The organism is Pasteurellaceae bacterium RH1A (assembly GCA_012221805.1).
Lineage (GTDB): Bacteria > Pseudomonadota > Gammaproteobacteria > Enterobacterales > Pasteurellaceae > RH1A.
In genome coordinates, this window is the sequence record CP015195.1 from 680,657 (window position 1) to 704,641 (window position 23,985).

Genomic DNA, 23,985 nt, shown 5'->3' on the forward strand with positions numbered 1-23,985 from the left:
GCTTGTTTCCTCATTTATTTGATTTATAAGGATTTTTAATGAAAAACGTATTTAAATTTGCAAGCCTTAGCGCAACCCTAGCCCTTGCTATGGGCGCTGCCCATGCAGCTGATAAGATCGGCTTTATCAGCCCTGAATTTATCATGGCCAACCACCCAGCCTTTGTTAATCCAGAGTCTGATTTTGTTAAAGCTGTGAAAAAAGAAGAAGAGGCTTTTGCGGAAGATGACAAAAAATTTGCTGATGAAGACAAGAAATTAGCCGAAGAAAACAAGGCCCTTGAAGCAGAAGGCAAAAAATTACAGACTGAACAGGCGGCTGTTGAAAAATCCATCAAACAAAAAGCGGCAGCTCTTGAAAAAGAAGCCCCACGTTTACGCAGTGCTGACATCAAAAAACGTCAAGATGCCATCAATGCGGAAGGCAAGGCCTTTGAGCGTAAAGTGACCGCTTTCCAGAAAAAAGAAGATGCCTTTAGAAAGAAAGTCGCTGACTTCCAAAAACGTGCGGCTGAATTCCAAGACAAGGTAAACCAATCACAACGTGCTTTAGCGGTTGAGCGTGCCAAGGTTCAAGAAGAAGTGATTGGCCAGGTGAATGATGCCATCAAGAAAGTGGCAGCCAACAAGGGTTACACCCTGGTGCTTGATGCCAAGGCGGTGATGTTCACCACCAGCGAAAATGACGATATTTCTGAAGAGGTCTTGAAAGAAGTAGGCGGCACCCTGCCTGTTGCACAGCCAACCGTTCCAGCGCCAGCAGAAGCAGCCCCTGCACAGCCAGCACCAGAGAGCAAATAATGGCAAGTTTCCGTTTAGATGACCTAGCGGAACAAATCGGCGGCACGCTTCGGGGTGCAGCCGATTTGGCCATTTCCAGCATTGCTGCCCTCGAGAAGGCAGATGGTTCGCAAATCACCTTTATCTCGAATGCAAAATTTCGGGAAAAATTGACCGCTTGTCAGGCAGGTGCCTTGATTGTCAGCCAGGCCGATGTGGAATTTTGCCGTGACGATCAGAACCTGATTATCGTCCCAGACCCTTATGTGGCCTATGCTATTTTGGCCCAATATATGGACAGCACACCAAAGGCAGCCGCTTTAGGTATTCACCCTTCTGCCAGTGTGTCGCCAGAAGCCAAGCTGGGCAGCAATGTCTCCATTGGGGCTAATGCCGTGATTGAAGCGGGGGCGAAACTGGGCGATGATGTGGTGATTGGCCCAGGTTGCTTTGTCGGCCAGAAGAGCCAAATCGGCGCCAGAACCCAGCTCTGGGCCAATGTGGCGGTTTACCACAATGTCCAAATCGGCACAGACTGCCTCATTCAATCCAGTGCAGTGATTGGTTCTGACGGTTTTGGCTATGCCAACGACAAGGGAAAATGGATCAAGATCCCGCAAACAGGCGGCGTGGTTATCGGCAACCGTGTGGAGATCGGGGCTTGCACCTGTATCGACCGTGGTGCTTTAGATCCAACCGTGATCGAGGATAATGTTATCATTGACAACCTCTGCCAAATTGCCCACAACGTACATATCGGCACGGGCACTGCGGTGGCCGGCGGTGTGATCATGGCCGGCAGCCTCAAGGTTGGTCGCTACTGCTTAATTGGTGGCGCTAGTGTTATCAATGGCCATATGGAAATTGCCGATGGTGTCACCATCACAGGCATGGGCATGGTGATGCGTCCGATTACCGAAAAAGGGGTTTACTCCTCTGGTATTCCGCTGCAAACCAACAAGGAATGGCGGAAAACCGCAGCCTTGACCCTCAATATTGACAAGATCAACGAACGCTTAAAAGCGATTGAGAAGCAGTTGAAGGCTTAAATAAATAGATCCCCTCCCCCGTTTACGGGGAGGGTTAGGGTGGGGGGATTGCCGCAAGGCAACAAGCGATTAGATTTTTACGAAAATTTGCAAATTTTTGCGATTTTTGTTCCGCTTGTCTCTTGAGCTTTGCTCAATCACCCGAGATGGCGCCAGCGTCCTCGCTGGTGCCTTAAGCATTATCAGCACCAGCCTAGAGGCTGGCGCTATCATAGAGATAAAAAACAACAAAATTATTTAACCTAGAGGAACTTATCGTGTCAGAAACGCGTGAATTGAAAGTTGTTGAAGTTGAAGAAATTATGAAGTTATTACCCCACCGCTATCCTTTCTTGTTAGTGGATCGGGTTTTAGATTTTGAAGAAGGCAAGTGGCTCACCGCTGTTAAAAATGTCAGCGTCAATGAGCCTTGCTTTACCGGCCACTTTCCAGGCAAGCCGATTTTCCCAGGCGTCTTGATTATGGAAGCCCTGGCTCAATCCATGGGGATCTTAGCCTTTAAAACCCATGAGTTAGAAGGTGGGGAGCTGTTTTACTTTGCAGGCATCGACAATGCCCGCTTTAAAAAGCCAGTTGTACCAGGCGATCAAATGAAATTACACGTCGAAGTTATCAAGGAAATGCGTGGCGTTACCCGCTTTACTGGGGTTGCAACGGTTGATGGCAAGGTAGTTTGTGAAGCCGAATTGATGTGTGCAAGAAGAAAATAAGAGAGGGTCTATGGAAGAGCGTATCCACCCAAGTGCCAAAATCAGCCCCCTAGCGGTGGTTGAAGAAGGGGCAAAAATCGGGCCTGATGTTGAAATCGGCGCCTTTTGTGTTATCGGCAAAGATGTTGAAATTGGTGCCAGAACCAAGCTACACAGCCACGTTGTGGTAAATGGCCACACCAGCATTGGTGAAGACAACCACATCTTCCAGTTTGCCAGCATTGGCGAGATCAACCAAGATCTCAAATACCAGGGTGAGCCAACCCGCACCGTGATCGGCAACCGCAACCGCATTCGTGAAAGCGTGACCATTCACCGTGGCACTACCCAGGGCGGCGGCGTGACCACCGTAGGCGATGATAACCTTTTTATGATCAACGCCCACATTGCCCACGACTGCCAAATCGGCAACCGCTGCATTCTGGCCAACAATGCCACCCTGGCAGGCCACGTTACCCTAGATGACTTTGTCATTGTGGGCGGTATGTCGGCCATTCACCAGTTTGTGGTCATTGGATCGCACGTGATGCTGGGTGGCGGCTCCATGGTTAGCCAAGATGTGCCGCCTTATGTGATGGCCCAGGGCAACCACGCCCAGCCTTTCGGGGTCAATTTGGAAGGGCTTAAACGCCGTGGCTTTGAAAAGGCCACCCTGCACGCCATCCGCAATGTCTATAAATTGATTTACCGCAGCGGCAAAACCCTAGAAGAAGCCATGCCAGAAATTGAGCATTATGCCAAAACCGAAGCGGCCGTCAGCCTCTTCTTGGACTTCTTCAAGCGTTCCACCCGTGGCATTATCCGTTAGTAGTCGAACAAGCGGTTTGATTTGGCCAATTTTTTGCAAATCAACCGCTTTCCTGGAGATAAGATGAAAAAACTCGTCCTCTTGTGGGCTTTTTTGCCTGCCTTGGTTTGGGCCAGAGACCCTTTTTTAAGCAATGAATTTAAGAACCTGCTAACCGCCGCTCACAATAATGATAGCCAAATGCAGTATGAAGTAGGCAAACGCTACTACACCGGCGAGGGCGTAGGAACGGATAAATTGCAGGGCATTGAGTGGCTGACCAAGGCCGCCAGCCAAGGCCATGTGATTGCCCAAAAGGCGCTGGGTATCTTATATCTTGATGGCGATGGCCCAAGCGTGCCAGCCGATGTGGCTGCCAGTATTCAATGGCTAGAGCGAGCGGCCTCGCAAAATGATTTGGATAGCCAAACCCTCCTAGCCCGTTTCTACAAGGACGGCCAAATTGTCACCCAAGACTATGCCAAGGCCGCCCAATGGGCAGAACTGGCCGCCCTGCAAGGCTCTGCGGCTGCCCGTTACTATTTGGGTAATATCTACCACTTCGGCCAAGGCCGAGAGGTCAATCTCAACCGTGCCTTTGAGCTTTACAAACAGTCGGCAGACCAAGGCTATCTGGATGCCTTCAACAACGCTGGCGGTATGCTCTTTGCCGGCCTCGGTACTCAAAAAGACCTTGTTGCAGGCTATGCTTACTGGATCGTGGGTAAGGCCTTGGGCAGTGAGTCGGCCAGCAAGAATATGGAAAACGAGGACAAAAAGAACAGCCTGACCGATGCACAAAAGGCCCAAGCCAATAAAATGGCCCAAGAGATGCTCAGAAAATTGGGTATTGGCAACCAAAACAGCACGCCAGCACCTAAGGCCAACACCAATAGCAACAAGAGCAATGCTAAAAGCACCAATACCAGCAAGAGCAATACGAGAAGTAGCAGCAATAAAACTAACAATAAAAGCAACAACAGCAAGAAATAAACCTCTTCTCTTCATCACTTAAATACGGGCTTAGGCCCGTATGTTTTATCATCAAGCCTATGTCACTACAACTTAACGCCATCGCCCTCCTCCTGGTCGCCCTTATCCTGCTTGGCCTTTTTAGCCAAAACAGCGCCGTGACCATTTCTGCTGCTGTCCTGCTGATTATGCAGCAAACCCTCTTATCCCAATACCTGCCCTGGGTGGACAAATACGGCCTCAAGATCGGCATTATTATCCTGACCATTGGCGTGCTTAGCCCCCTGGTGTCAGGCCGCATTGCCCTGCCGGATTACAAGATCTTTCTCAACTGGAAGATGGCCTTGGCCATCATCGCAGGCATTGCCGTGGCCTGGCTGGGCGGACGGGGCGTGAGCCTCATGTCTAGCCAGCCCGTGCTGGTTACAGGCCTCTTGATTGGCACCATTATCGGCGTAGCCTTTTTGAGCGGCGTACCTGTCGGCCCCTTGATTGCCGCCGGCATTTTGTCCCTGGTGATTGGTAAGATTTAGTGTGAGAACCGCTATGCAAAAAAATCCTAAAAATAAACCGCTTGTCAAAGCCGAATTTTCCCTCGCTCAAAAAGCTCTCTTAGAGCAACTGACCCAAACCACCACGGCTGATCATCGCCGCCTCTTTAGCCGTATTCGGGGCCTGGCCAGCATCAAATCTGCCACCGCCCAACAAGCCGTGATTGCAGAAATTGAAGCCGATCTCGCCGCTTGTCAGGCAAAATTTGCTGCCCGTCAGGCCCAGTTAGACAGCCTGGAGATCAGCTATCCTGACTTGCCCGTATCTGCCCGCCGTGAGGAAATCCTTAAGCTGATTTCGGAAAATCAGGTGGTGGTAATTGCGGGTGAAACAGGTTCGGGCAAGACCACCCAGCTGCCTAAAATGTGCCTGGAATTAGGGCGTGGGGTCAAGGGTTTAATCGGCCACACCCAGCCACGGCGGATTGCAGCCCGCTCGGTGGCCAACCGTGTGGCGGAGGAACTCAAGGGCGAACTGGGTGGCACGGTCGGTTACAAGGTGCGGTTTAATGATCAGGTGGGCGAAAACAGCCTGATCAAGCTGATGACTGACGGGATCTTGCTGGCGGAAATTCAACATGACCGCTACCTCAACCAGTACGATACCCTCATTATTGACGAGGCCCACGAACGCAGCCTTAACAACGATTTTATTCTGGGCTACCTCAAGCAGATCCTGCACAAACGCCCCGATCTCAAGGTCATCATTACCTCGGCAACCATTGATGTGGAACGCTTTTCCAAGCACTTCAACAATGCCCCGATTATTGAGGTGTCGGGCAGAACCTACCCGGTTGAGGTGCGTTATCGCCCAGTGGTTGAGGAAGAAGATCAGGATCAGCTTCAAGGCATTTTGAACGCTGTGGACGAGCTCCAAGCCGAGGGCCGGGGCGATATTTTGATCTTTATGAACGGGGAGCAGGAAATTCGGGACACGGCTGAAGCCCTGCAAAAGCAGAACCTCAAATTTACCGAAATCCTGCCCCTTTATGCCCGCTTGTCGGCTGCCGAACAGCAGCGGATCTTCCAGCCCAGCGGCTTAAATCGCATTATTTTGGCCACCAACGTGGCTGAAACCTCGCTGACCATTCCCAATATCAAGTATGTGATTGATACGGGAACGGCAAGAATTTCTCGTTACAGCTATCGCACCAAGGTGCAACGTTTGCCTATTGAGCCGATTTCACAGGCTTCCGCCAACCAACGCAAAGGGCGTTGTGGACGAACCAGTGAGGGGATCTGTATCCGCCTCTATTCAGAGGAGGACTTCAACAGCCGCCCAGAATTTACTGATCCTGAAATCCTGCGAACCAACCTGGCCTCGGTTATCTTGCAGATGACCTCCCTAGGCTTGAGTGATATTGCGGCTTTTCCTTTTGTGGATGCGCCTGATGGACGGCATATTCAGGATGGGCTTCGTTTATTGGAAGAATTAGAGGCCATCAAGCCAGACGATGGCGCCAGCGTCCACGCTGGTGCCAAAGGGCTGCAAGGCACGAGCGAGGACGCTCGCGCCAGCAAAAATCACAGAAAATTAACCAACATCGGCCGCCAGCTGGCTCAGCTTCCCATCGATCCCCGCCTGGGCCGTATGATCATCGCTGCCAGCCAGAATGGCTCCCTGCACGAGGTGATGATGATCGTCTCCGCCCTGTCCATTCAAGACCCACGGGAACGCCCGCAGGAAAAACAGCAGGCTTCAGACGAAAAACACCGCCGTTTCTTTGACAAGGAATCGGACTTCCTGGCCTTTGTCAATCTCTGGAACTACCTGCAAGAACAGCAAAAAGAACTGACTAAAAACCAGTTCCGCCGCCTCTGCCAGAAGGATTTTCTCAACTATGTGCGGGTGCGGGAGTGGCAGGATATTTACCACCAGCTCCGCCTCAGCGTACGGGAAATGGGCTTAAAAATTAACTCTGAACCCAGCACCTATCAGCAAATTCACACCGCCTTGCTGACGGGCTTGCTCTCGCATTTGGGTCTTAAAGAAGCGGAAAAAATGTCCTATTTGGGAGCCAGAAACGCTCATTTTGCCATCTTCCCTAACTCCTGTCTCTTTAAAAAACAGCCTAAGTGGGTGATGGTGGCCGAACTGGTGGAAACCTCCAAACTTTGGGGGCGAATGGCGGCACGGATTGAACCTGAATGGGTCGAGCCGCTGGCCCAGCACTTGGTTAAATCTTCTTACAGCGAACCGCACTGGGCCAAGTCCAAGGGGGCGGTGATGGCCTATGAAAAGGTCTCGCTCTTTGGCCTGCCGATTGTGGCCAACCGCTTGCAAAATTTCGGCAAAATTGACCCGCTTGCCAGCCGTGAAATCTTTATCCGTTCGGCCCTGGTGGAAGGCGAATGGATCACCAAGCACAAGTTCTTTCAGGAAAACAATCGCTTAATTAAGGAAGTGGAGGATTTAGAGCATAAGTCCCGCCGGCGAGATATTTTGGTGGACGAACAGGTGCTCTTTGATTTTTACGATCAGCGGATCGGCACGGAAGTGGTGTCCAGCCAGCATTTTGATACCTGGTGGAAAAAGGCCAGTGCCAAAGATCCTGACCTGCTCAACTTTGAAAAATCCTTCCTCATTAACGAGAATGCCAGCCTGGCCAGCGAGCTGGATTTTCCTAATTTCTGGTATCAAGGCTCACTCAAACTCAAGCTGACCTACCAGTTTGAAATCGGTTCTGAAGCGGACGGCGTAACCGTGCATATTCCCCTGCCCCTGCTCAATCAGGTGGAGCCAGAGGGCTTTGACTGGCAAATTCCAGGCCTCCGCCAGGAGCTGGTGGTTAGCCTAATTAAGTCCCTGCCCAAAGCCACACGGCGGAACTTTGTGCCAGCTCCTAACTATGCCGAGGCTTTTTTAGGCCGTGCCGAGCCCTTTGCCAAACCGCTCTTGGAAAGCCTGACCTACGAGCTACGCCGAATGACGGGCGTGACGGTCGAACCTGATTTGTGGGACTTGTCGCAACTTGCTCCTCATCTCAAGATGACCTTCCGAGTGATTGACGACAAGGGCAAGAAAATCGCCGAAAGCGGCAACTTGGACGAACTCAAATTCCAGCTCAAGGATCAGGTGCAAAGCACCCTTTCCAACATTGCTGATGACGGCATTGAGCAGTCGGGCCTGCACCTGTGGAGCTTCGACCAGCTGCCACAATTCTACGAGCAGAAAAAACAGCACTTTAGCGTTAAGGCCTATCCTGCCATTGTGGATGAACGGGAGTCGGTCGGCATTAAGCTCTTTGAAACCGAGTTTGAACAGGCACGAGCTATGCAGGCCGGCCTTCGCCGCTTGCTCCTGCTCAACGTGCCATCGCCTATTAAATACCTGCACGAAAAACTGCCCAACAAGGCCAAATTAGGCCTCTACTTTGCCCCTTTTGGCAAGGTGATGGAGCTGATTGACGACTGTATTGCCTGTGCGGTGGACAAGCTGATTGAGGATTTCGGCGGCTTTGTTTGGCAGGAAGCGGACTTTGAGCGGCTGCGAGACTATGTGCGGGAAAACCTCAACGAGGCCACCGTGCAAATCGCCCTTCAAACCGAGAAAATCCTAACCCTGGCCTTTGAGCTGAATAAACGGCTCAAGGGCAAGTTGGATTTCACTATGGCCTTTGCCCTGTCCGACATCAAGGCCCAACTGCAAGGTCTCATTTACCCTGATTTTGTCCAACAAACCGGCCATAAGCGTTTATCTGACCTGCAACGTTACCTGACCGCCATCGACAAACGGCTAGACAAACTCCACCAAGACAGCAACCAAGACCGCGCCAAAATGCTGCGAGTCGAAGCCGTGCAAGAGGCCTACAAGCAGCTACTGGCCAAACTGCCAAAATCTAAAGCCGTGCCTGATGAGGTGCTAGAAATTCGTTATATGATTGAGGAACTAAGGGTGAGTTTGTTCGCTCAACAGTTGGGGACTAATTATCCTATTTCGGATAAAAGGATTTTGAATGTGATTAGGGATATTTAGCCCTTATGGTAGCAAGGGTATTCTTGGGAGCTGTTGATAATTCAAGAAAAATGCTTGTTGGATAAGAAATAGGGAAGTGAAAACCTTCTAGATCCACCCCCCTCTTTAGCAAAGAGGGGCAGGGGGAGATTTGGCAGAAGAAATAGCAACGAGAGGGCTATTTTCGGAGAAAAAACAAACAAGATAATTTCTGACTAATCATTCTCTCATTCCGTTATCACTCCTGCCAAATCTCCCCTAACCCCTCTTTGCTAAAGAGGGGAATTACATCTATAGTTCATCAGAGATCACGACAACCGTAAATTTTTTCGAATTATCAACAGCCCCTAACAAAAAATTAAAAATACCCTTGCTACAAGCGGGTCGAAATTACATAAAATTTGCAAGAAAACCACAAATCTCAACCGCTTGTAACCTACACCTCAATCCCAAACTTTTCTTTCACGAGGGCTTGGAAATCGGTACAGCCGCCAACGTGCTTATCATCTAAAAAGATCTGAGGCACGGTGGCAACGGGTTTGCCGACACGGGGTTCTAGATCTTCCTTGCTGAGGCCTTCGGCGGGCATGTCAATAAATTTAAAATCAAAGCCTTCTAGCTCTTCCTTCATTTTTTCGGCCAGGGCCTTGGCACGGGTGCAGTAAGGGCAGGTGTAGCGGCCGTAAATTTCAACAAACATAATCATTCCTCTTAAAAAGTGTGATGGAGATCTAAATTTTAGCAGGCTTTTTGGAAAAAAGGTTACTTTCTTTCAAGTAGTAGGTGTAAAATTATTATGGTTTTTAACTCATTTCATAAAAGGAGAAAAAATGAAAAAACTAAGTTTAGTCGCTTTAACCGTTGCGGCAGTCGCTTTAAGTGCGTGTTCAACTACAAATACAACCAACCAAGGCGATGCGGCCCTGCAACAGCAGGCAGTTTTAGGTGTGAACTGGGTTCAGCAATCAGGCGAATACCAGGCTCTTGCCTATCAAGCCTTTAATGTGGCCAAGGTGTCTTTTGACCAAGCCAAGGTGAAAAAGGGCAAGAAAAAAGCGGTGGTGGTGGATTTAGATGAAACCATGGTGGACAACAGCGCTTATGCAGGTTGGCAAATTCAAAACAATAAGCCCTTTGATGGTAAGGACTGGACTCGTTGGGTAGAAGCCCGCCAAACCCAGGCCATTGCGGGTGCGGTGGAGTTTAATAACTACGTTAATAGCCACGGCGGCAAGGTTTTCTATGTCTCTAACCGTAAAGACGAGGGCGAGAAAGCTGGCACCTTGGATGATTTGAAAAAACTCGGCTTTAAGGGGGCTGATGAAGCCAGCCTTTATCTGAAAAAGGACAAGTCTAACAAAACCCCTCGCTTTAGCGAGATTGAAGCCCAGGGCTATGAAATCGTCTTATTTGTTGGGGATAACCTAAATGACTTTGGCGATGCAACCTATCGTAAGTCCAACAAAGAGCGTAAGGCCTTTGTCGATCAAAACAGTAAGTTATTCGGTAAGAAATTTATTGTCCTGCCTAACCCTAACTACGGTGACTGGGAAGGCGGTTTGGCCAAGGATTATTACAAGGGCGATGCCCAAAGCCGTGTGAAAATCCGCCTAGATGCCATCAAGGCTTGGGACGGCAAATAAGCAAATTAAGCGTTCAAAGAAATTTGAACGCTTTTTTGCTTTTACATCTTTGCTCTTACATCCAGGCATTACTGCGGATAACCCCTACAGCCAGGCCCTCAATTTCAATAAACTGAAAGCGAGGATCAACCACAATCGGCTCTAGCTCATCATTTTCAGGGTGCAGATAAATCAGATTGCCCTTTTTCTCCAAGCGTTTAACGGTGACTTCATCGTCCACTCGAGCAACCACAACCTGGCCATTGCGAACAGATGATGTTCTATGCACAGCCAATAAATCGCCGTCTAAAATGCCGATTTTCTCCATAGAGTTGCCGCTGACCTTGAGTAAATAATCAGCCGCAGGCGAGAAGAGGGAACCGTTTACAGGGTAGTGGTTTTCAATGTGTTCAATGGCCAGGATAGGCGCGCCGGCTGCAACCTTACCCACTAGAGGCAGGCCTTCATCATCGTTGGCAGCTTCATCATTCACTAAAATGCGGATACCACGAGAAGTGCCAGAAATCATCTCAATGTAGCCTTTGCGGGCCAGGGCTTTTAAATGTTCTTCCGCAGCATTGGGGGAGCGGAAGCCAATCTCACGGGCGATTTCAACCCGTGTTGGCGGCATACCCGTGGTTTCGATATGATTTTTAACGAAGTCAAAAATCTCTTGCTGGCGTTGGGTTAGCATCTGTTGTCGTTTCATAAAACCTCACTGTCTTTATATACAGAAATATTTGGTATTATATACAGTAAATTTGGCTTTGCAACTAGAAATTACATAAAATTGCTGAAATTTATGCTAAACTCCCTGCCATTCAAATGACTTGTCCGACCATAATAAGAAAAGGATTATACAATGTCTGCATTTTTAGCTTTTTACCGTAAAGCCCTAAACTTCCCCCTCTCCTTGTTGGTGAAATCCCGTGCCATTCCAACCGATCCTGTGGCGGAATTGGGCCTTAACCTTGAGCAGCCCATTATCTATGTGCTGCCTTATACCTCCCAAACCGATCTGCTTATCCTGCAAAAGCACTGTGCAGCCCTTAATTTGCCTGATCCCCTGGCCAATAATGAGATCGAGGGCCAATCCCTGCCACGTTTTGTCTTTTTAGATGAAGGCCGCCGCTTTTTTAAATCCAAGGGGGCGAAAAGCGAAACGGAAAAGCTCTTTTATCGTTATTTAGACTTGCACCGCAGCCTGCCTGATCTGGATGTGCAACTGGTGCCAGTGTCGGTCTTGTGGGGGCGTTTCCCTGGCAAGGAAGGGGCACCAGATTTACGCTTTTTAGGCTTTTTCCAGCGTTTGGTGACCATGGTTTGGTTTGGGCGGGATAATTTTATCCGCTTCTCCCAGGCTCTTTCCCTGCGTTTTATGGTGGAGAAACACGGGGCGGACGAAAAAATCGCCCAAAAACTCTCCCGTGTGGCCAAAATGCACTTTGCCAAGCAACGTTATTCTGCCACAGGGCCAAAATTGCCCAACCGTCAGGCCATGTTTAACAAGCTCTTGCAATCGCCTGCCATTTTAGCGGCCATTGACGATGAGGCCAGAAAGCCGAAAAGCTCGCCTGAAAAAGCCCGCAAAGAAGCAGAAAAAATCCTCAAAGAAATTGCCGCTGATGTCCGCCACGACAGCCTGCGCATGGCCGACCGTTTCCTAAGCTGGCTCTGGAACAAGCTCTATCAGGGCATCAATGTGCAAAACGGCGACCGAGTACGCAAGCTGGCCCTAGAAGGCCACGAGATTGTCTATGTGCCCTGCCACCGCAGCCACATGGACTACCTCTTGCTCTCCTACATTCTCTACCATCAAGGCCTAGTGCCGCCGCATATTGCCGCGGGCATTAACCTCAATTTCTGGCCTGCCGGCCCGCTCTTCCGCAGTTGGGGAGCCTTCTTCCTGCGCCGCACCTTCAAGGGTAACCGCCTCTATTCCACTATTTTCCGAGAATATTTGGCTGAACTCTTCTACCGTGGCTATTCGGTGGAATATTTTATTGAGGGCGGCCGCTCACGCACAGGCCGTCTCTTAGAGCCGAAAACGGGCATGATGTCCATGACCCTCCAGGCCCTGCAACGTGGTTTGACCCGCCCTATCAGCATTGTGCCAGTCTATATTGGCTATGAACATGTGCTGGAGGTGGACACCTATGCCAAGGAATTGCGTGGGGCAGAGAAAGAGAAAGAAAATGCCGGCCTGGTCTTCCGTGTGATCAAAAAATTACGCAATCTTGGCCAGGGCTTTGTGAATTTTGGTGAGCCGATTGCGGTCAATCACTACCTCAACGAGCATTTCCCAGAATGGAAACATGTCACCGAAGACAGCCGTCCGAAATGGCTGGGCGATGCGGTTGAACAGGTGGCGCATACGGTGATGATCAACATCAACAAGGCTGCGGCCGTCAATGCTAAAAATTTAGTGGGATCGGCACTTTTAGCCTCCCGCCAGCGCTCGCTCACCCGTGAGCAGTTGCTCGAACAGCTCGACAGCTATATGCAGCTCTTTAAAAACGTGCCTTATTCCCAGGATATGACCGTGCCTGCTGACAGTGCTGAGGCCATGTTGGAGCACGTTCTTCAGTTGCCTCGCTCGGGCGTCTTGTCTGAAAAGGACAGCTTCGGCGAAATCATCCGCCTCGATCGCCAGTCGGCCGTACTCATGACCTATTACCGCAACAACATCCAGCATCTCTTTGTGCTGCCGTCCTTGGTGGCCAGCATTGTCCTGCACCATGAAGCGGTATCGAAGGATTTTGTTATCCAGTCTGTTAGTAAGATTTATCCTTTCCTCAAGGCGGAACTCTTTTTGCATTTTAGTGAGACCGAAGTCCGCCCGCAAATTGAGGCCATTATTAGTGAATTTACCCGCCAGAACCTGATCAAAAATGAAAGCGATATGCTTATGATCAACCGCTCTCGAGTGCGTTCTTTACAGCTTCATTCAGCCGGCGTGCGGGAAATCCTGCAACGTTACTACATCAGCCTCAATGTCCTTTTAGACCAGCCAGATATTAGCCGTAATGAACTGGAAAAAGAAAGCCGTTCCATTGCCCAGCGTTTGTCTGTCCTGCACGGCATCAACGCTCCAGAATTCTTCGACAAGGCACTCTTCTCCACCTTCAGCAACAGCCTCAAATCTCAGGGCTACTTTGATGAAGAGGGCAATGCCATCTTGGCCAAGGTGCAAGATGTGGACACTCTCTTAAAGGGCCTAATTTCCATTGAAATCCAACTGACCGTACAAGGAGCCATGGCAAAGCCTGAACGGGTTGAGGAAGTGAAGGCTGAAGAAGAAAAGGAAGAAAAAGAGGATCAACAAGCGGTTTAAGAATCCGCAAAATTTGCAAAAATCCCCGCAAAATTAACCGCTTGCGGGGATTTTCTATATACCCCAACCCCGTCAAATACCTCCACATTTTGTGTCAGATCATGTCGCAAGCCCCTTGGCTAATTTGATCTAAAACAAGCCTTCATCTGCTAGCTGACGATTTTTCCTGCAATCATTCTACCTGTTGTTGTGCAAAAAAAAACAATATATAATCAAAAATTAAGCGAACAATGGAGCAATTTTTGAGTTTTTACGTTCCTAAAACTGTATAAAAACCAGCCAATTTATAAGAAGAAAAGTTTGTTTTGTCTCTATTTTTGCTTGTTTTTTAAGCAGTAAGGCTGGGCAGCTTTTAGGTTTATTTGGCAGGTTTTTCATTCCGATCTTTAAAGCCACCAATAACCTTATCTCTTATTTGGTGGCTTTTTTATGTTTGTTTGCTGATGTGTGAAATTTTTGTTTAACGCTTAATAAGGAGCATTTTATGTCGCAAATGAGTTTAAGAAGTGGCTGAATTTGTCAGTTTAATGAACTAAAACCACAAAAGTGGTGCTAATTCCAGCCATACTTAATTTTATGATGAGCGTGAAATAAAGCACTAAATTTGGTGCAACGTTTTTTGATTATTTGGCGGACGTTTTGTTTAACAGTTTCGCTTGCTTAAAGGAAGAGTCCTTCTCTTCTCGCCAAAGAATCTCACTATTACCTAAATAAGGAAATCTAAATGAAAAAGAAACTTTTAACCTTACTATTGTCACTTTCTTGTGTTCCTTCTGCGTTGGCAGATGATGCTTTTTTTAGCCTAGAATTGAGTAAAGGCGGGAGTCCTATATTCCTTCAGCAAGGGCAACAAGCATCTGGTCTAAAAATGATTGCATTACAGGGATTTAAACTATCTAATATCGCCATTAATTCAGGCCAATGCCCATTGGCATTTGGTTATAGCGCTCAAAGCACATTTTCTCAATATAGTGATTTTCTTGCTGAATTTAGGAAAAACTCTTTAACAATAAAACCAAAACAGGAAGTATCTTTCTATTTTGGTTGTGGTTTAGATGAGACAGATGAAATTACTATTACCACAGATAAAGGTATTCAACAAGTGACCTTTGATTCCAATAATAAACCAATCAGCACAATTAAACCTCTTTCAGAGAAGGCGACAGCTTTTGAGAAAAAAGCTGAAACTAAGCCACTGAATGAACTTTATCGAGTTTCTAATTACACTTGCTATCAAGATAAAGATCAAGCTGGCGAAGTGGCTGAATATTGTACCCCATTAATGATAACAGATCGTGCAGACTTTGATTTACCCTTAGGTCGATTTATGTCAAAGCCTTTATTTGCGATGCGTGCGCAAGAGAAAGCTAGATGGGCAAGATATATTGAACATGCCGAAACGATTCCAAGTGAATTACCAAAATTTAAAGCGAAAAAACTTCCTGAGGTATCAGAACCTCCATTTAGTGGCACTATTACAGCACAACCTCACCCAGAAAATTCATTACGTTTGGCAGAAAGAGGCTTAAACTCAGCAATTAGCTTTTATGAGTCTAGTTTGTTAGAGTTTATTAGAATAAAAATTAAAGTGGCAGAAATGGAGAATGAACTGGAAAAAGCGCAGCAAGAATTAGCCAAAGTGAAGAAAGCCTTGAAAAGTAACTCTTCGGAGCGTTTACAGCGCCGTGCACAAACATTAGAAGAGAGTATTTATGGCTTTTTCGGTTATTTGGCCAAGTTAGAAATTTATGCGACTGAGTTAACTAACAAAGAAAAGAGCTTTAGTGAGTATAAACAAAGAATAGAAAAAGCACAACAGGAAGTGATATATAAAAGGCAAGTGTGGAAAGAATCGGAAAAATCCGCAGAAACTAATCAATAAACAATCTATTGAATGTCGTTGTATCGTCAATCAATAGATGTTTATGTACTAACAAAAAACAAAGCATTAGTATCATTATTTTGGAGAATATATGGAAGACACCTTAGTTGCCTTAGCGAATTTATTAAACATTAAACGTTCTGATTTAGATATTAATTGGTCTTATTTTGATCTGACACCCCTTGGTGTGCCAGCTGAATATCAAAAATGGGTCTATATTGCGGCAGTGCTTATTTATTTAATTACTATTCTTGTTCTGCATAGTAAGGAAAAAGTGACCTTCTTTTATAGCTATTTAGACATAAGCATTGTAATTGTAACACCACTTACTTTTTTAGGACTTAACTGTGCAGTCGGTATGGAATGGCTAAGTGCGGATTTAAGTGGAAAAATTGGCTTAGGTATTTTAGTCTTTGCTCTAATTTTCCTTTGGTTTATAACCTATCGATCAAATAAGAATAGCATTATTGCTTCTTTATTTGTTTTTCCAGGAAAAATTATAGCTGGACTCTATGCTATTATAGTATTTGGTTTAGCTTTTATTTGTTCTATGTTCGATGGTGATAGGAAAAAATATGAAAGAAGAACCACCTATAAAAAAGAATGGATAAGGAGAGAGGAGAAACATTAGATCTGGGAGCAGGCTGTGCTGGCTTTCTTCTTCCTTATCGAGAGGATGAGTTTGTGATACCTGAAAAATTTGTTAAAGTTAAAAAGGATGAAGAATAATAAATAGATCAACGCATTGTCTATGTTAATTCAGGCCACCTAAGTTTTTAGGTGGCTTTCACAATATCTTACCGGGAGATAAAAATGAAAATGGAAGAACGTGTACTACCAAAACCAACCATTCAAGAAGTAGAGAAATACCTTGCTCAATGGGATACCTTTGAAAACTATACCCTACAAGAAAAGGCCTTAAATAAACTCTTCTTTGAATTATCGCCTGAAAATAAGGATGTCAGTGATATTCTGATTAAAGCCTCTAGCTTAAATGATTTTTATAGTACCAATATTTTTTCTATTTATCCTGTGGCAAAACATATTTTAGGTATTAAAAATTTGGATAAACGCTTAAAAGCAGGTGATGAAAGTTTGGTAAATGAATTGGCTAAAATTACTATTGGCGAAAAAAAGAAAAATTTTTATTCCTTTGCTACGAAATATTGTAGCCATCATAACCCAGAAGTCTTTCCGATTTATGATAGCTATGTTGAAAAAGTCCTTTGCTATTTTAATAAGGGTAAAGAGGATAAATTTTCAATCTTCAAAAGATCCGAGTTAAAAGACTATTCAACATTTAAGGCGGTATTATTGGATTTCCAAAAATATTTTGGTTTAGAGAAATTTAATTTGAAAGAGTTAGATCGCTATCTTTGGTTGTTGGGTAAGGAATATTTTCCTAGAGATAACAAAAAGAATTAAGTTGGTATTCATCTGAATTAAGGGGATTGCTGGAAGAGATTAAACTCCCCTCTTTGGAGGGGAGCAGATTGAGGTAAGACAAAAGCCCTAGGCCTTATGCGGATTACGGGTATTCACTCCGTCAGTCAAATTCCGCATAAGCAGGGCAAAGCCCAAGTCCACATCTTCAGGCACATCTAAGAATACAAAGTGGCCATCGCCCAGGCCGGCTTCCACTTCTTCATTCTTGCGGTTGAGCATGCGTTCGATCTTAAAGACGATATTGCCTTTCGGGGTCATCATTTCCACCTCATCACCCAGGAGGAACTTGTTCTTTACAGCCACTTCGGCCATGCCTTGAGCATTGCGGTTGCCAGTAAATTCGCCCACAAACTGCTGACGGTCGGAGATGGAGTAGCCATAGTCGTAGTTTTGGTACTCATCGTGGGTGTGGCGGCGGAGGAAGCCCTCGGTGTAGCCCCGGTGGGCCAGGCTTTCCAGTGTGTCCATTAAGCTCTCATCAAAAGGCTTGCCGGCGGCCGCATCGTCAATGGCCTTGCGGTAAACCTGGGCGGTGCGGGCACAGTAGTAGAAGGACTTGGTTCGGCCCTCGATTTTAAGGGAATGTACCCCAATCTGAGCCAGTTTCTCTACGTGCTGAACGGCCCGTAAGTCCTTGGAGTTCATGATATAAGTGCCGTGCTCGTCCTCAAAGGCGGTCATTTGCTCGTCTGGCTTTTGTTGCTCGGTCAAGAGGAAAACCTTATCCGTGCTGGCTCCCTCACCCAGGGTTGGGGCCACGTTCTTGATCTCGATCCGCTCACCCTCGGGCACGATCTGGCCGACCTCATCCACCTTGCCCTCTTCCACATTGTATTCCCAGCGGCAGGCATTGGTACAGGTGCCCTGGTTGGGGTCACGCTTGTTGATATAGCTAGACAATAGGCAGCGGCCAGAATAGGCCATGCAGAGGGCCCCGTGGACGAAGATTTCAATCTCCATATCTGGCACTTGCTCACGGATTTCAGCAATTTCGTCAATGGAGAGCTCACGGGAGAGGATAACCCGGGTCAGGCCCATCTGCTTCCAGAATTTGACCGTCGCCCAGTTGACCGCATTGGCCTGGACAGACAGGTGAATATCCATGTCCGGAAAGTGCTCCCGCACCAGCATAATCAGGCCTGGATCAGACATAATCAGGGCATCGGGTTTCATATCCACCACGACTTGCAAGTCCTTGATAAAGGTCTTGAGCTTGGAGTTATGCGGAGCGATATTGACCACCACATAGAATTTCTTCCCCAGGGCGTGGGCCTCGTCAATGCCTATCTTGAGGTTGGCGTGGTTAAATTCATTGTTACGCACCCGCAGGCTGTAGCGAGGCTGGCCAGCATAGACCGCATCGGCCCCATAGGCAAAGGCGTAACGCATATTTTTCAGGCTCCCAGCAGGGGAGAGGAGTTCAGGTTTAAACATAGGTTTTCTCTTTCTGAGTTCAGGTCAGGGCTTTCTTATTTTTAGTCCTTAGAAGTCTGCATTTCTCGATCTGATCCCTCCTCTATAGGGCTATCAAGTTCTATTGTAGGGACGCATTGCATGCGTCCGCTACGATATAAACATAACGGATAAAATGGAATTTATTTCGTTTACGGACGCATGCAATGCGTCCCTACCAATCACGCTGAATTTATTATTTAGAACTTAATAACCCATCTAAGCTCAAAGAGGAGGATTTGACCGAGTGGTAAAAAGCATGCGACAAAATTAAAAATAATTTGAAAGCATAAAAAGACGCACATTTTCTAGCAATTACGCCTTTCTAGCAAGCAATAGATGGGGTAAAATCGTTTCTTTTTTAACTGTGGGAACCAATAAATGAACAAACTCAAACAACTTTTAGCCATTGCCATCCTGGCAGCCTCGCCTCTTGCCCTCTCCAACGGCGTGATGATGGAAATGTTTGGCATGAACAAGCAAATGAACAGCCTCTTTAAGGCCGAAACGGCAGAGGACTTCCAAAAATCGGCCCAGGCCTTTATCAAAATCACCAGCGAAGCCAAGGAAAAAATGCCAGCCAGCCTAGATGGCGATGAGGAAGCCTTCAAGGGCTACCAGGCCGGGATGCAGGAAGTGATTGATGTGGTGGCCAATGCGGAAAAATTGGCGGCGGAAGGCAAGTTAGACGAGGCCAAGGAAACGGTCAAACGCTTAAATGAGCTGAAGAAAACCTACCATCAACAATATAAGTAGTCAAAAGCCCTCAAGTTGAGGGCTTTTTCTTGCTAGTTAATTTCGCCTACCGACACTCTGGATTGGCTGTTCTTATCACCAATGGTGATGGATTCGCACTGGTCCTTATCCTGGCTGGAACAGACCTCTAGGTTTACCACCTTCTCCTCCGTATTACCCTCAACCAGGCTTTGGTTTTCAAAAACGGCTTGCTGATCAGCAATTTGACCAAGCTGGCTGCTGGATAGATTGCTCGGGCTAATACCGTTTAGGCGATCCAGGGCCTGGAGCATTTCTCGGCGGCTAAGCTGACGCATTGGGCTTCCTGTTGTTTCTACCGCATTGAGATTATTGACCCGAGGTTGCTCAAAGAAGCTCACATCACTGTTTTCAAAGCTGAGCAGGCTACCATAACCGCCATTTCCGCCCAGGTAGGCTGGTGCTCCATTAGGGGCGATAAATTCAACCGTGGTATTGACAAAGCTGGTCCCCTTAGGATTGGTGGCGGCAAAGCCAGCATCAGCATCATCGTAAATTGGGCCATTGGTTGGACTGACATCGGCCCGAGCCGCCCCGGCGGTGCTAACCACCTTGATGCTCAAGTCTTTAGGCCCCGTTTCGCCCCGAATGGAAATGGCCTGGTTGTTGGTATCGGTTCTAAAACCGTAGCCGGTATGCTGTTTCACATAAATGGAGCTTTGATTCTTACCCAAGAGATCGCCAACTAGGAAGAAGCCTGCGGCCCCCCAATTTGGATTAGGCGAAACCCCAGTTTTTTCTGCCCCGACAACCTTAATATGGCTATTATCTAGCACCACATTGCCATTTAAGCCAAATTTATTGATATTGGCATGGGTGGAATCCAGGGAAATATCACGGTCATAATCCAAATTAAAGTTACTGTTGGTGAGATGAATATTTTTAGCCATAAGATGGACAAAGCCATCATTAATATTAAACAGGCTATTTTTAATATTAATCTCGGTATCTAAATGGCTATAGGGTTCGGCCCAAAGGTCAAACATATTAACAAATTCCCGCTTAACTCCCTTTTCAACATCGGTACTAAAGGCCCAACGGCGGTAACCATGTTCCTTATTAGATCGCATAAGACGATCAATCAGGTTTTCCGTATTGCTGCGTTCACTGTCCTTTTTAAAGGCATAAACATATCTTGTTGCATTACCCACCTGATTAGCATAGCCCCCATTAAGATAGAAGTTAGTTCTTCCCTGGCTTTTTAGGCCGTCCATTTCTAGCTTATCAAAACCATTAATAACTAAATCATCAACATTTTCTAGGGAAATATCTTTAAAACTTGCGGTAAATGGAGTGCGTGCCTCTTCTTCTAAATTAGAACCATAGTCATAATATCTAATTCCACCATGCTCTAAGCCCCAGGATCCCTTATTTAAATTAATACGACTATTGACAAAACCAAAACGTGGTGCATCCCGGCCCAATAATTCCATGGCCAAATAAAGCCTGCCCTGCTGGGTGTCAATATTAGCATGATTAATATCAATATTATTCATGGCCTTGAGTAAGAGGGTAGAATCACTATTTTTATAAATGCTTGGTCTAATATTTCCTGATAGACCTATGCCACCAAAGTCATATTCACGCTTATTTGGGTCATAGGTTGGATTTGAAAATAAGGTGACGCGTTCGCTAGAGGAAAGCATGGCACTTAGGGCCTCACCACTAATAAAGTTCTTTTCGTCTTGATATTGGGAGCCAATAGTAATTTTTCCTTTTAGATTAAAATCAAAACGGTTAGCCTGTTTCTCATAACTGGAGCTATAGAAACTGTCGGAATCATCCCTTTCAAAAGTCCCAGTAAATTTAAATTTATCTAAATTTTTGATTTCGGTTGTTTGGGCGGTAATTTTAGATCCTTTTTTGGAATCAATATTGACCTGACGTGTTTCATCAGCAGGCGAAGTAAAGCTCAATAATTTATCGGCCTTAATATCACTCTTTTCATTTAATTGAATAGAAGGGGCAGACAGGGTAATTTTACCGGCGGCATTTTGCGAAACATGGGTGGCCTGTAAGAGGCCATCGTTATTAATGGCAGAATCTAAAACCGCCTCCTTGCCCTTGGCGGTTAATTCAATATAGCCATTTTGGGCAATAATGGCTCCCTTATTTTCAATCAGGCCGGCTAGGGTATTGGCATCTAAATCGACATAAACGGAATTATCGTCCAGTTCGACCGTGAAATTTTCCCCAGAGGCCAAAATGACCTGGGCAGGCGTATCAATGGTGGTTTCTTCTGTTACCGTACGGTTTTCCCAGTTTTGCCAGCCCATTTCACAGGCATAGTCCCCATACCAGTCATCGCAATAGCGGATGGTCTTGGTTTTACTTTCGTGCTTGTAGTAGTTCTCAGCCTCGATTTTCCCTGTGTTGACCACCTGATCGCCGGCTAAGATAACAAAGCCATTCTCACCTTTGGCCTTAATGGTGCCGTGGTTTTCTACCTTGCCCTCCTGAGCCTTTTTGCGGACAAATTTTAGGCTGTCCTTATCCAGGTTTTGGGTAGGGTTTTCCAATTCCTTGGTGGTTGCTAAGAGCGAGCCAACATTGACCTGGGCATCCTTACTAAAAATAACCCCGTTAGGATTGGCCAAAAAGACCCGGCCATTGGCCTGTAATTTACCCTGAATCTGGCTGGCATTGCCCCCGGTTACACGGTTATAGGCAATGGACTTGCTATCAGGCTGTTTAAATTCAACCTGGTTATTTTTGCCAATATTAAAACTCTCCCAGTCAATATTGACCCGGGCAGAATTTTGGTTAATGGTCATATTATTTTCATGCGTATTGATACTGGCTTCACCAATAATTACCTTGCCATTTTGTGGCAGGTTGGCAGAGGCACAAGCGGTATAAAATAGGCCATATATTGCAAGGGTTAATTTATTCTTATTCATTTATTACTCCTTTTAGAAAGTTTTAAAGGCGGATAGCCAAACTTGATGTTTATCGGTATTTTCTAATTTTTTACCTACCGGTTTAGCATAGCTGACATTCAGCATATAAGAACCCGGTGCAGCAAGTTTTAAGCCGGCTCCAATACTTTGTACTTTAACCTTATTATTAAAGTCGCTAGCTAGGTTCTCTGTATTTTTATAATAAGAACCCCAGGCATAATCATAAAAAACAGAAGAGGTTAAGATACTTTCCTTAAATAGGGCCAAATTATGTTTTAATTCAGCCTGGAAAATATGGCCCTCATCAACCGATACGGCTCCAGACTTATAACCTCTTACCGCATATAAGCCTCCGAGCAGTAATTTTTGTGAGCTGTCTAGGGTCTTATCCGCTAGTTGGCCATTAATACCTAAATTTAGGGCAAGGGATTTAGGTAGGCTCTGTTCATGGGAAAGGCTATAGTTAAATACAGTAAAGCGGGATTTAGGTTGAATATTCTCATCCTGATATTGTTCTAGCTCATTGGTTTGATTATGCAAATTACCAAATAAACCTGAGAGGCCAAAATAAGTTACCCCATTTTTTAGGCTAGACCAGGAGCCATTTAAATCGAGGGTCAAGGCATTAATTGTACGTTTTTGCCTTAAATCAACCGCTTCTTGTTTATCGGTTAATTTTTGCTGATTAAAACCCAGCTTGGTATCTAAACGAAAACCTGTCTTGCGAATGGTTGGGTGCTGAATATAGGCTCCCAGGGTGTGGGAATTCCCCTTAGCATTCAGATCCTTAAAATTACCGCCTAATTTATAATTTAAATAAGAGGCCATAATACCCAATCGACTACCATAGCCATCAATTAAACCAGAATAATCAAGGCGGGCACTTTTTAAATTGCCTGAATTAGAACTGATGGCATTGAGATTTAACTCATCACCAAAACCAAATATATTATGGGCATAGGTTCCCAGGGTAAAACGATATTCTCCCGTGTCCTTTCCGCCCTGGTTATCAGCCATTAAATATCCGCCAAAACGTTTAGGGGCATCGGCTAAATTAAGGGTCAGATCGGTTTGGCCCACTTCCTGCCCGGCCTTGATGGATAAATTACTGACCACTCCAGGCACATCATTGAGCAGGAGGGCCAGTTTTTCGACCTCAGCCTTGTTGAGATAGGCCTTATTTTCCAGGCTGGTTGAGGCAAAACCGAGGGGGAAGCGATCCCGTAAACGGCTTTGGTTATTTAAGGCGACCTGGCCAATTTCTCCCCTAATCACGATGATTTTGACCCTGCCATCTTCAATCTCTTGTGGGGGCAGGATGGCCCGAGCCACCAGATAGCCCTGTTGGCGATAGTATTGGGTGATTTGCTCTGTCAGCTTGTAAAGGTCTGCCAGTTTGATTTGGCCTTGAAGATAGGGACTTGTGATTTGGCCTAGATCGTCTTTTAACTGGCCGCCATTAGGCTCAAGAAGCTCAATCCCGCTTAAGGCAAAGCTGATATTATTGTCAGGATGGGCGGCTTGTGGGCCAGGGCCATTCTCGAAAATTTGCCCACTGGGTTGAACCTTGGGCTGGGTTTGAGCCTGCTGGAGCTGCTTAGACAGGGAGCCTGCATCACTAGGAGCAGCGAGGGCGTGGTTGGCAGAAAGAATTGATAGGGTCAGAAGTGAGAGAGAAGCTAGGGGATAGCGTTTGGACATTGATTTCCTCCATAAAACATCCAAAATCCTAATAGGAATTGTTTTTATTAAGATTGTATATTAATGTAATT

Annotated in this window: 18 protein-coding genes; 13 read left to right on the forward strand and 5 right to left on the reverse strand. The window is 46.3% G+C overall.

The annotated features are described in order from the left end of the window. Window positions 1-38: 38 nt before the first annotated feature. The 7 genes from A4G20_03320 (at window position 39) to A4G20_03350 (ending at window position 8,824) form a co-directional block, all read left to right on the forward strand. Window positions 39-800 (forward strand): hypothetical protein, encoded by a 762-nt coding sequence (locus tag A4G20_03320; protein ID QIW15427.1) that lies wholly within the window; start codon window positions 39-41, stop codon window positions 798-800. Next, window positions 800-1,828: a UDP-3-O-(3-hydroxymyristoyl)glucosamine N-acyltransferase gene (locus A4G20_03325; protein QIW15428.1), complete on the forward strand. Its 1,029-nt coding sequence runs from the start codon at window positions 800-802 to the stop codon at window positions 1,826-1,828. The genes A4G20_03320 and A4G20_03325 overlap by 1 nt, the downstream gene beginning before the upstream one ends. Before the next feature lie 302 nt (window positions 1,829-2,130). Beyond that, on the forward strand, window positions 2,131-2,538 hold the full coding sequence (locus tag A4G20_03330; protein ID QIW16843.1) for a 3-hydroxyacyl-[acyl-carrier-protein] dehydratase FabZ: 408 nt from the start codon (window positions 2,131-2,133) through the stop codon (window positions 2,536-2,538). Window positions 2,539-2,548: 10 nt separating this feature from the next. Continuing rightward, window positions 2,549-3,346, forward strand: coding sequence for an acyl-[acyl-carrier-protein]--UDP-N-acetylglucosamine O-acyltransferase (locus A4G20_03335; protein QIW15429.1), 798 nt, complete (start codon window positions 2,549-2,551; stop codon window positions 3,344-3,346). A 21-nt stretch (window positions 3,347-3,367) separates the two neighbouring features. After that, window positions 3,368-4,318, forward strand: a complete 951-nt coding sequence (locus tag A4G20_03340; GenBank protein ID QIW15430.1) for a hypothetical protein — start codon at window positions 3,368-3,370, stop codon at window positions 4,316-4,318. A 59-nt stretch (window positions 4,319-4,377) separates the two neighbouring features. After that, window positions 4,378-4,830: a hypothetical protein gene (locus tag A4G20_03345; protein QIW15431.1), complete on the forward strand. Its 453-nt coding sequence runs from the start codon at window positions 4,378-4,380 to the stop codon at window positions 4,828-4,830. A gap of 13 nt (window positions 4,831-4,843) precedes the next feature. Further along, on the forward strand, window positions 4,844-8,824 hold the full coding sequence (locus A4G20_03350) for an ATP-dependent RNA helicase HrpA (protein ID QIW15432.1): 3,981 nt from the start codon (window positions 4,844-4,846) through the stop codon (window positions 8,822-8,824). Between the two features lie 415 nt (window positions 8,825-9,239). On the opposite strand, the gene A4G20_03355 is transcribed toward A4G20_03350, so the two are convergent. Then, window positions 9,240-9,503 (reverse strand): glutaredoxin, encoded by a 264-nt coding sequence (locus A4G20_03355; GenBank protein QIW15433.1) that lies wholly within the window; start codon window positions 9,501-9,503, stop codon window positions 9,240-9,242. A 130-nt stretch (window positions 9,504-9,633) separates the two neighbouring features. Here A4G20_03355 and A4G20_03360 point away from each other — a divergent pair, with 130 nt between their 5' ends. Further along, entirely contained in the window at window positions 9,634-10,446 is an 813-nt protein-coding gene (locus tag A4G20_03360; protein QIW15434.1) for a 5'-nucleotidase, lipoprotein e(P4) family, read from the forward strand. A 55-nt stretch (window positions 10,447-10,501) separates the two neighbouring features. On the opposite strand, the gene A4G20_03365 is transcribed toward A4G20_03360, so the two are convergent. After that, window positions 10,502-11,134, reverse strand: a complete 633-nt coding sequence (locus tag A4G20_03365; GenBank protein ID QIW15435.1) for a repressor LexA — start codon at window positions 11,132-11,134, stop codon at window positions 10,502-10,504. Between the two features lie 153 nt (window positions 11,135-11,287). On the opposite strand from A4G20_03365, the gene A4G20_03370 reads away from it, so the two are divergent. From A4G20_03370 to A4G20_03385, 4 genes are all read left to right on the forward strand, one after another. Beyond that, window positions 11,288-13,759, forward strand: a complete 2,472-nt coding sequence (locus A4G20_03370) for a glycerol-3-phosphate 1-O-acyltransferase (protein QIW15436.1) — start codon at window positions 11,288-11,290, stop codon at window positions 13,757-13,759. A 724-nt stretch (window positions 13,760-14,483) separates the two neighbouring features. Continuing rightward, window positions 14,484-15,641, forward strand: coding sequence for a hypothetical protein (locus A4G20_03375; GenBank protein ID QIW15437.1), 1,158 nt, complete (start codon window positions 14,484-14,486; stop codon window positions 15,639-15,641). A 91-nt stretch (window positions 15,642-15,732) separates the two neighbouring features. After that, window positions 15,733-16,272 carry a hypothetical protein gene (locus A4G20_03380; GenBank protein ID QIW15438.1) on the forward strand — a complete coding sequence of 180 codons (540 nt, stop codon included), beginning with the start codon at window positions 15,733-15,735 and terminating at the stop codon, window positions 16,270-16,272. 188 nt (window positions 16,273-16,460) lie between these two features. Continuing rightward, entirely contained in the window at window positions 16,461-17,066 is a 606-nt protein-coding gene (locus A4G20_03385) for a hypothetical protein (GenBank protein QIW16844.1), read from the forward strand. Window positions 17,067-17,153: 87 nt separating this feature from the next. On the opposite strand, the gene A4G20_03390 is transcribed toward A4G20_03385, so the two are convergent. Then, the gene (locus tag A4G20_03390) at window positions 17,154-18,521 is read right to left on the reverse strand and encodes a U32 family peptidase (protein ID QIW15439.1); all 1,368 of its coding nucleotides are present in this window, start codon (window positions 18,519-18,521) and stop codon (window positions 17,154-17,156) included. 399 nt (window positions 18,522-18,920) lie between these two features. On the opposite strand from A4G20_03390, the gene A4G20_03395 reads away from it, so the two are divergent. Further along, complete coding sequence (locus tag A4G20_03395) at window positions 18,921-19,295, forward strand: cytochrome B562 (GenBank protein ID QIW15440.1); 375 nt, start codon at window positions 18,921-18,923, stop codon at window positions 19,293-19,295. Between the two features lie 32 nt (window positions 19,296-19,327). Here A4G20_03395 and A4G20_03400 read toward each other — a convergent pair whose 3' ends face one another. Both A4G20_03400 and A4G20_03405 read right to left on the reverse strand, forming a co-directional pair. Beyond that, window positions 19,328-22,213 (reverse strand): hypothetical protein, encoded by a 2,886-nt coding sequence (locus tag A4G20_03400; protein QIW15441.1) that lies wholly within the window; start codon window positions 22,211-22,213, stop codon window positions 19,328-19,330. 12 nt (window positions 22,214-22,225) lie between these two features. Further along, complete coding sequence (locus tag A4G20_03405) at window positions 22,226-23,914, reverse strand: hypothetical protein (protein ID QIW15442.1); 1,689 nt, start codon at window positions 23,912-23,914, stop codon at window positions 22,226-22,228. Window positions 23,915-23,985 lie beyond the last annotated feature (71 nt).